The sequence below is a fragment of the Acidobacteriota bacterium genome, from assembly GCA_003696075.1.
Taxonomy (GTDB): domain Bacteria; phylum Acidobacteriota; class Polarisedimenticolia; order J045; family J045; genus J045.
In genome coordinates, this window is sequence record RFHH01000014.1 from 1 (window position 1) to 6,824 (window position 6,824).

At 70.4% G+C, this 6,824-nt stretch carries 5 protein-coding genes; 2 read left to right on the forward strand and 3 right to left on the reverse strand.

Translation table 11 applies throughout. The features are described 5' to 3' along the window. Positions 1–363: 363 nt before the first annotated feature. From D6718_00620 to D6718_00630, 3 genes are all read right to left on the reverse strand, one after another. On the reverse strand, positions 364–2,421 hold the full coding sequence (locus tag D6718_00620) for a hypothetical protein (GenBank protein ID RMG48965.1): 2,058 nt from the start codon (positions 2,419–2,421) through the stop codon (positions 364–366). Positions 2,422–2,493: 72 nt separating this feature from the next. Next, positions 2,494–3,588 (reverse strand): glycosyltransferase, encoded by a 1,095-nt coding sequence (locus D6718_00625; GenBank protein RMG48966.1) that lies wholly within the window; start codon positions 3,586–3,588, stop codon positions 2,494–2,496. 5 nt (positions 3,589–3,593) lie between these two features. Continuing rightward, on the reverse strand, positions 3,594–5,090 hold the full coding sequence (locus tag D6718_00630; GenBank protein RMG48967.1) for an O-antigen ligase family protein: 1,497 nt from the start codon (positions 5,088–5,090) through the stop codon (positions 3,594–3,596). Positions 5,091–5,266: 176 nt separating this feature from the next. Here D6718_00630 and D6718_00635 point away from each other — a divergent pair, with 176 nt between their 5' ends. Both D6718_00635 and D6718_00640 read left to right on the forward strand, forming a co-directional pair. Then, positions 5,267–6,253, forward strand: a complete 987-nt coding sequence (locus tag D6718_00635; protein ID RMG48968.1) for a hypothetical protein — start codon at positions 5,267–5,269, stop codon at positions 6,251–6,253. Beyond that, positions 6,246–6,824, forward strand: a 579-nt coding sequence (locus D6718_00640) for a hypothetical protein (GenBank protein RMG48969.1), incomplete at its 3' end; no start/stop codon positions are given. The genes D6718_00635 and D6718_00640, both read left to right, overlap by 8 nt.

A 6,824-nucleotide genomic window follows, 5' to 3' on the forward strand; every position in this document is an offset into this window, starting at 1 on the left:
ATGCTGCTGTTCGCGCTGGCGCTCCGGAACCGCATGGGAGTTTCGATCTGATCCGAGTTGCCCGCGCGGCGGTGCGCAACGGCTCCGGGGCGCCGGCGGTATGCGTCCGTTCCCGCCTCCCGCATCCCGAACGCGCGCCCGACCGGCCCTTCCGCCGCCTCCCGGCTCCCGCCTCCCTAGCGGAGGATTCCGTCCGCCGGTAGCTTCCGCCTATCGCTTCCGCGGGCACCGGCGCGCCGCCGAACCCGTCCGGCAAGCCGGGTCCCCCGCTGCCCCGACACCGCCTTCCGCGGCCGCGGCGGTCCGATGGCCCATCGTGCGGGAAGGTAACCGGCCCGCGGGACGGCGCAGCGGCGGCCGGGCCTATCCGCCCGGTTGCGTGTCCCCTCGCTCCGCGTTCTCGACGTCCGCCGGAGGGTCGTTGCATCCGGATTCGTCGAACGTGCAGGAAGCCGTGCACCGCAAGGTCCCGGCAGCGTGCCCGCGGGACGAGCACGTGGCGCCGCCCAGGTCGGCACCGTCGCACTCCTCGGCGCCGGGTTCCCTGACGCCGTCCCCGCAGCGGTTCTCGGCGTCATCGTTGGGGCCCGAGCAGTTCCCGTCGTCCTGGTCGATCTTCCCGTCACCGTCGTTGTCGGCGCCGTCACCGCATTCCCGCACGCCGACCTCCGACGTGTCGGCGGCGGACGTGCACCCGTAGTCTTCCGGATAGTCCACCGCCCCGTCACCGTCGTTGTCGGCGCCGTCCGAACAGGCGGGCTTCCCGGTCCCCTCCTCGTGTGCATACGCCCCGGGATCCTTGGGCAGGGACCGCGCCACGCCCTCGATGTCGACCATGTCGCCGTGCTCCGGCGAAGCGGTGCCGATGACGGGCGAATCGGTTCTCAGATCGAAGTCGTAGCCCGCGCCGAGCCGGTCGTCCCTGTCCATCCAGTTCTTGTAGACCTGGGCCTTGGTGGCCGTCCGGCTGTGCGGATCCCGCGTGCAGTCGGGGCAAGGATCGTCCGCCCAGTTCTTCCAGGCCGTGAGGCGCATCGACTTGTTCGCCGAGACGTTGCGCTGGACCCATGACCTCCCGTTATCCGAGATGTAGGTGTTGTAGTCGAGGTCGTGGCCGCCCTTCGCCCAGGTGTCGCCGCCATAACCGTGCCAGATCATGCAGGTGATGATGTTGTTGAAGAAGTCGAGGTTGTGAGGCCGGTCGGCGGGACAGCCGTTGTTCCCTTGAATCACGACGCATCCCGGCGACGCTACCTGCGGGAACGTGCAGTTTTCGAAGGTGATGTTGTAAGGGCACTCGATGAAGACCGCCTCCTGCACGTTGTACGTCACCGCGTCGCGGATGAGGATATCGTGCGTCTCGGTATCGATGACGATCAGTCCGTGGTTGTACGAACCGTGGACGAACAGCCCGTCGACCGTTCCGTTGCTGGCGCCCCCGGAAAAGCTGAATCCCTCGCGGCAGCCGTAGGTCTCGATATCCTCCATGGTGAAGCCGCGCGCCTGGGTCGCCATGCACTGGCTCGCGGCGTTCCAGGAGGTCCCCGTGACCGTTCCCATGTTGTCGGGGCGCCGATAGGCGTTCTTGACCTTGAGCCGCCGGTACGTCAGGTCCGAGCTCGTCGTGTAGGCCCAGACCATCCCGCCGTAGACCTCGAGATCCTGAAGGGTGACGGAACGCCCCGAGATGCCGATCGCCTGGTAGCACGGGGTGATCACGGTCATCCGCTCGAGGACGATGTTCGAGCCGGTGATGTGGATCCCGTTGGACGATCGGGTGGTGCAGGAGGCGGCGGCAGCGATCAGGTCGACCCCGCCGGCGACGCGCGGGTCACGGTCGTCCCACGGGCGCACCCAGTAGTCCGTGGCGGTCTCGAAGTAGTTCCCCTCCTTCCCCGCGACATCGGCGGCGCCGTTGGTGTTCCGCGTCAGGCACACCGGACCGACCATGTCCCCCTTGCTGCCGTTCTCGTCCTCCCAGTACACGCTGGTCGTGTACCGCTGGATGAGACAGCTCTGGGGGCTGTTCGAGGTCCCGGTGGCCACGCCGCCCTTCGGGCAGCGATACACCCCGGGGTGGTCCGGATCCGGGGTGCAGCGGGAATCGTCGATCGACACAGCGCCGGCCATCCAGAAGCTCGCGCCGACGCCGGCGCCGGTGAACCGCTTCGGAGCCGCGGCCGAGCACGAATTCGTGATCGAGATCCTCTTCTCGTAGTAGTCCCCCGGTGCGAGGTGCACCGTGTCCCCGCAACCCGCGAGGGCGTTCGCCCGCTCGATCGTGCGGACGGCGCAGCTGCCGCCGTCGCCGGCCGGGACGTCCGCACGGCCGTCACAGGCGTCCGAACCGTCGGGCCGGACGTAGATGTCGGCGGCGGCCGCCGCCGTGACGCCGACCGCGGCGGCCAGAACGAACGGCAACCAACTCGGACGGCTCGTCACCGGGCCCTCCCGCATCCCTAAGATCCGGCCCCCCCGGGATCGAAGCAAGTCTCATGCCCGCCCGGAAGTTCTCTCGAGGAATCCCTCGATGCGACGCATGTTCGCCTCCCAGTCCAGGCGCGTTTCGACGAGGCTCCTCGCCGCCGCGATCGCCGCCCGCCTCGCGTCGTCGTCGCGGGCCACCGCTTCCAGGCGGTCGGCGAGCGCCTTCGCGTCACCGACCGGGAACAGCGCTCCCGTCCGTCCCGGGACCACGTACGGGCGGTTGGCCTCGATGTCGGTGACGACCGGATAGCTGCCGACGGCCAGGGCCTCGAAAAGGGATGCTGAGGCACCGTCGCTGCTCGAGGTGCTCACGTAGACGTCGCTCCAGGCCAGCTGCGACGGAACCTCGTCGGCGGGGATCTCTCCCAGGAACCGCAACGGCCCCGCCAGACCGAGCCGGCGGGCGAGCGCCTCGAGACGAGGGCGCTCGGGACCCGTGCCCCCGATCCTCGCCTCGAAGGGAACACCCCGGCGACGCAGCTCCGCCAGCGCTTCGACGAGAGTGTCCACCCGGTAGAGCGGCTTGAGCCACCGGATCGAGAGCACCCGGAGTGGATCGTTCGGCATCCGCCGCCGGGGCGGCCGATGGCGGAAGAGGGCGCGGTCCACGCCCCTCGGCTGGACCAGGATTCTCTCCCGCGGATATCCCAGCTCCACGAGGCGGCGCGCCACGTGGTCGGCCCAGGCGAGCATTCCCGCGGCCCGCGGCAGGGCGATCCGGAGCGCCAGGCGGTTCCGGAGGCGCCGCGGCCACGGGTCGAACGCGTCGACGAGCACGTCCCCTCCCGCCGCCGCACCGATCCAAGGGCGGCATCCGGCCACGGCGGCGAGAAGCCCGTAGCTGGTCATGTAGTAGGCGACGCAAAGATCCGGAGCGTGCCTTCGCGCCAGCCTCCTCACCACGGGGAGTGCCCGCACGAACGCGAGGAGCGAGGTCGCCCCCTTCCCCGGCACCGGCACCAGCGGCTCCGCCCTTCCTCGCTGCTGTGGCGGAATCTCGTGGAGCGAGGCGAGGAGGACGTCGTGGCCGGCGCGCTGGAGGAATCCCACCCACCGGGTCACGTGACAGGCGTTCGCCGGACCGAGGAAGAGAATGCGCATCGGTTTCAGGGCCGAGCGTCCCAGGCGGGCCGCGGCGCGGCGTCGAGGGGTCGCGGACCCCGCGGCGCCCGCCCCGCGAATCCGAAGATCGCCTCCCGCTCTACCACGCCCGCGAAAACCCAGAAGTAGACGAAGACCTTCTGGGCCTCGAAGCGGGCGCCCGTGGCCATGCACAGCGCCATCGAAACCGTGGCTCCGAGAACGCCGACTCCGAGCCAACGATGGAACGGATCCTCGGCGTCCTTGTAGGCACGGATTCCCGTCATCGCCATCGCGAAGAAAAGGGCTGCCAGGACGACCAGCCCGACGATCCCCTCCTCCGTGGCGATCTGGCAGTAGGTCGAATGCGCGCCCTTGACGATTCCCAGGGTGCCGTACTTCTGGAAGATCCTCGGGAAAGACTTGTAACCCCAGCCGACGATCGGATGCGGCGCCATCATGGCGGGCAACGAACGGTACTGCTCGATCCTCATCTGGGTCGAGTCGTCGGCGATCTGATCCTCCGCGCCGAGATCCCCTTCGGCCTTCGTGGTCATCTGCACCCGGTCGATGGCGGCCTGGGGCACCCACAGCTGCCACGTGGCCGCCAGCAGCACCAGCAGGGCCAGCAGCTTCCAGTTCCGGAACATCGCGACCACCAACAGCCCTGCCACCGCTCCGAGCCAGGCTCCGCGGGAAAGGGTGAGGATCAGCGCGAAGCCGCACGCGACGCTGCAGATCGCGTACCAGAAGCGGACGAGGCGCGGACCGGATGCGTTGATGGTCATCACGGCGAGGACCGGCAGGTACATGGCCAGCGCCCCGCCGAAGATGTTCGGTTGCGGCGCGAGGAGCGACCCGGCGCGGTGCCGGTCGAGGGTTCCGGCAACGAACGCGAGCCAGTGGTTGTTGATCGCCTGCACGCTGACGAGGAAGATCGACAGCACCGACGCCCCGAAGCAGAGCTTCTGATCGCGGGGAGTCCGGAGCGTGTGGAAGGCGACGGGCAGGTAGAGCATCCAGGAGAGGTGGTTCTTCGCCTTCGCGAGAATGTCGAACAGGCTGACCCGGAACAGGAGCCACGTGTGCACGCTGCTGAGCAGGATCATCAGCACGTAGGCCAGCACGAACCGGCCCAGCGTCGTCCGCGCCGTGTCGCGGCCGTACATCATGTTCGCCCTGCCCCACAAGAAGAGCAGGAAGAGGATCATCGCCGTTTCGACGTTGAACCCGCGGATCGGCAGGAGCGTCTGGGGCAGCAGATCCATCGCGGGGGCCGCGAAGACCAGCATCGCCATCCCGATGGCGGGGCGCCGCACCGTCTGCAGGAGCAGGAGCGTTCCGAAGAAGACGATCAGGCCGTACTTCACCGAGCGGAAGGGGAACGCGTAGGCGATGGCGACGCAGCAGACCGCGGTCACCAGGAGCATCACCTCGTTGGCCGCGAGCTTGACCGAGCGAGGCTCCTCCGGGCGCTCCCGGACGGGACGCAGCGGGGGATGTGTGGCGACGGCCGGTGTCACGGCGGCTCCGCTTTCGCGCTCGGGGACGGATCCTTCCCGGCCCGTGCTTACGATAATGTGAGCCGGCGCGCCGGGGCCAGCGCGGGCGCCGCTCGCGGGCTTTCCGGCTATCCTGGGCGGCCGATGAGCCCGCGTTCAGGCAGGGTGCCGGGGTCCGGCCGCGGGGAGGGCCGCCGTTGCGCCTCCTAGCCCGCCTCGCCGCGTTCCGGCGGCGGCGACGGATCGTCCGGTGCCTGCGCTCGCCTGCGCGGGCGCTGGTGCTCCGCTACCACTCCGTCGCACCGGCGGCCGAGGCAGCCGGTTATCTCGATCCCGGCCTGTCGATCCCTCCGGAAAGGTTCGCCGAACATGTCCGGCTCCTCGCCGAGCGGTTCGAGGTGATCGGCCTGGACGAGCTCCTCAACCGGGCTTCCACCGCCCCCCGCGGGCGACCCGCGGTGGTCGTCACCTTCGACGACGGCTATCGCGACAACCACGACCACGCGCTGCCGATCCTGAAGGCGGCCGGCCTGAGTGCCACCTTCTACGTCACCACCGGACCGCTCGCGCACCGGCGCGGCCTTTGGATCTCGGAGGTGTGGCGCTGCGTGCCGCGGCTGCCGGAGGGACGGCTGGAGCTGCCGGGCATCCCTCCGCTCCGCGTCCCCGCCGCGGGCGCCCGCCGCGGCGTGCGCCGCCGCCTCACGCGCGAACTGTCGGCGCTCGGAGCGGCCGACCGCGAGAGGGCCCTCGCGGTCCTGGCCGAAGCGGCTGGCCTCGCCCGCGGTGAAGGACTCGGGACGAGCTTCATGACACCCGAGCAGGTTCTCGCCCTCCGCGACGCCGGCATGACGGTCGGCGCCCACACGCGGAGCCATCCCCACCTCGACCGCCTGCCCGCCGACCGGCTCGAGGAGGAGGTCGCCGGCTCGCGGGCCGACCTGGAGGCGGTCCTGGACGAACCGGTAGTCCACTTCGCCTATCCCAACCCCGGCGGGGGCGGCCGCAACGCCGGGAGGGCGCGGCGCGCCGTGGCCTCCGCCGGTTTTCGCACCGCCGTGACCTCCCGCTGTTTCCCGATCCGCCCGGGACAGGACCCGCTCCTGCTCCCGCGGGCCGGGGTTTACGCCGGGCCATCGGAGCGCGGGCTCTTCGCCGTCCTCGCGAGGTGCGGCCGTGGGTGAGCCGAAGCGGCCGCACGGCACGCGGGTGGGAATCGTCGTCAGCCAGCTGGGCTACGGGGGGGCCGAGCGGCAGACCGCCCTGCTCCTCGAGAGGCTGGCGGAGAGCCCCTGGCGTCCTGACATCGTCTGCTGCCTGTCGGAGGCGGTCGAGCCGTACGGCCCGCTCCTGCAGCGCCTCGGCTACCCACTGGCGGTCCTTCCCCGGCGGCGCAGCTTCGAACTGGGGCGGCTGTTGGCGCTGCGGCGGTTGATCCGCCGCGAGCGGCTGACGCTCGTCCATGCCGTGCACCTGCTGGCCTCGGGCTACGCCTTTCTCGCCACCCGCGCGTGCCGGGGTGTCCGCCTCCTCCCTTCCGCGCGCGGGACGGTGGTGTGGCCCGCACGCGTCAAGCGGGTGATCTACCGGGCGATGTTCCGGAGCTGCCCGCGGACGCTGGTCAACTCGAGCGCGGGAGCGCGGTTCCTCGTCGAGCGGTACGCCGCGCCGCCGGAGCGGATCGTCGTGATCCCGAACGGGATCGACGTCGAGGCGATCGCCCGCGAGGCTCGGAGGGGACCACAGGTGCGCCGG

Coding starts and splice junctions, on each gene's coding strand:
- D6718_00625 (RMG48966.1), bottom strand. CDS start 3,588: ATGCGCATTCTCTTCCTCGGTCCGGCGAACGCCTGTCACGTGACCCGG.